Source organism: Lacticaseibacillus salsurae, from assembly GCF_045862175.1.
In the GTDB taxonomy this organism is placed as follows: domain Bacteria; phylum Bacillota; class Bacilli; order Lactobacillales; family Lactobacillaceae; genus Lacticaseibacillus; species Lacticaseibacillus salsurae.
Map to the genome: position 1 here is coordinate 1 of NZ_BAAFZI010000118.1, position 2,272 is coordinate 2,272.

The window sequence follows — 2,272 nt, forward strand, 5'->3', positions numbered from 1 at the left end:
TCGGTCTGTTCGTGGTGCATCGATCACCAACTTCTCCGCTCAGTCAGTATTCGCAACGCTCCAAACGTTGCTTTCAGACCGGCCAGATGCGATTTCATGTCCCAAATACCGAGGTGAATAATCCAGGAGAAGTTACCTTTGGCGTCTATGAATACGCCTGGATATTTGGTTTTACTCATTCTCAACAGCTCCATTCATCGGTGATCCGAGAATGGACTCAACGACAGAACGCGGCACGCGCCCTAAGTTTCGGTTGAGATACAAGGGATAACCCTTTTGTACCATCCTTTGCTTCGCTTGTCTAATGATATCGCGCGCGGTGTGCTGCTTGAAGCCTAATGCCATCAGATCTTGATAGCAGACAAAACTCTAAAACCGCATGACACACTTCCTGCATAAATTTTACGCCTAATAAGAACCCCCGGGAATAGAGACGTGGATTTAAACCACGAATCATCTCACCCCATCAAGAGACATCGCCTGGTAAGTCATGATGTTGTCTAAACACAGATAACTGTTGGTAAAGCATCCAGCGCCACCTTGATCATTTTTGCCCACGCCAAAAGCGCCAACCCCTTATCCGGGACTCGAAAAGGACCATCGCCGCACACGCAGCGATGGCCCTTTCCAATGGTACCGAGATTCTTGATTGAAAGTTAGCCCAGCTTTGACCACAGATAGAGACAGCAAATAAGAGTGATAGATCAGGAACGCTTTATCTCTGTAGTTTTGCTGGATATCTTGTCATTCACCAAATTCACCATGACTTCACTAATCTCATCAGGCGTTACCTCGCTAAGATTGATTTTACCAGCAAGAACTAACTCCATTAATTCCATGTAGGCATAGCCTAGGGTAACAGTGATTGTTGCACCCACAGTTCCTGATATTGAGCCCCCGACAAGCGTACCAACTCCGGGTACCAGTTTGAATAAAGAGGTAGAAACAGACTTGCCTGCAGCAATGGCACCTAGTATACCCATGGCAGCGCCCAAGGCCGTTTCTACTTTGAACTTATCAGTATCGACATCATAGATGGTTGTGATCTTGGCCAGCATCGTGCTTTCCGTCGCCATCATCAATGGGGCGTCGGCGAGTGGGATTGGCACGAACCCGGTACCAAAATTTACGGCTGCAGAATTCCTAACCACCTTTGCCGCCTGCTTACGCTTTAGATCAAATGAAGGTTTCTGAGCATTAGCAAATGAGTTATGAAGTGCCTCAGGTAAGAGCTCACCGGTCTTCTCAACGAGTGTCTCCAGCCCATACGCGTCAACGAACTCGTTCTTCTTGGCTAACACAGGAACAATCGTTAATGACGGTAAGTCCTGATGAATTGCCACCGACAAATCTTGAGCATCCTGCTTGGACGCCGCGTTAGTCAAGACGAGAATCACAGGAATCTGAAGATCCATAAAGTGTTTCATGAACTTTAGCTCTTCACCATCAACTCGCCGACCAGTGGCGTTAATGCAATACCAGAGGCAGTGAATATCGTCCTCTATCGTTTCAGTCTTCCTGGACTGCTTGACGATCTTATTGATTGCCAGTTGAGACTTCCACTGGGCCAAGGGATTCAACTCCAACCCAACAGTGTCATAAATCCTGATTGGTGAGCTAGCAGTCTCAATCAGTGAAATTTTGTCCGTCACTGGTCGACCGATTCCTGTCTGAGCTAGTTCCGCACCGAAAGCCGCATTAATCAATGTAGATTTGCCCACACCGCTCTTACCCGCAATAATAATGTTGATTTTCTTCAACGCTTTGAAATCAGCTTTGACCTTATCTAGTGCTTCACTCAATATTTGGTCATAGTCAGGCTTGTTATCCATAGTGACACCACCTCGAACGCGATTTTTTATAATCATATAACTGAATCAAATCTCTTTAGTAACTTCCAGTACTCTTTAAGTATCTCTCTTTCAGCGTTCTATGACTAGCTTCGAAGCCTAGTTATCACCAAACCTGGATTATTCATAGAATTTCAAAAAAGCAGCGCAATCCCATGATTCACACGGGACTGCGCTGCTTTGGTGTTTCACCCATTGGGTGCGCCTATATGCTAAGGTTGAGTCGACAAAAACCATCACGAAAGCGAGGCTTCACACCATCTCAACTTTAACCAGCTTATCCCTGCAATGCAATACCAATGTGACTGTGACCGCCGACGGCGGTCAACTTTCAAATGACGCCGGGCTCGTTTTGTTCCAAGAGTTTCTTCATCGTATCAACTTTAGGAAACTTGCCAATCAGTGCCTCAAGTTACCAGACC

General features: G+C 46.2%; 2 protein-coding genes and 1 pseudogene. 1 reads left to right on the forward strand and 2 read right to left on the reverse strand.

Annotation, left to right across the window (positions count from 1 at the left end; translation table 11 throughout):
* The coding region (locus ACKTSG_RS14070) for a hypothetical protein (protein WP_407895644.1) at window positions 1-257 on the forward strand (257 nt) is incomplete at its 5' end.
* 1 nt (window position 258) lies between these two features.
* Here ACKTSG_RS14070 and ACKTSG_RS14075 read toward each other — a convergent pair.
* Together ACKTSG_RS14075 and ACKTSG_RS14080 are read right to left on the reverse strand one after the other, a co-directional pair.
* Window positions 259-345, reverse strand: a pseudogene (locus ACKTSG_RS14075) (DUF3173 family protein); the annotation flags it as partial.
* 359 nt (window positions 346-704) lie between these two features.
* Window positions 705-1,832: a YcjF family protein gene (locus ACKTSG_RS14080; RefSeq protein WP_407895643.1), complete on the reverse strand. Its 1,128-nt coding sequence runs from the start codon at window positions 1,830-1,832 to the stop codon at window positions 705-707.
* Window positions 1,833-2,272: the final 440 nt, after the last annotated feature.

What these genes read in the sequence shown, in the direction of transcription:
- ACKTSG_RS14080 (WP_407895643.1), bottom strand. Translation starts at nt 1,832, where the DNA reads ATGGATAACAAGCCTGACTATGACCAAATATTGAGTGAAGCACTAGAT.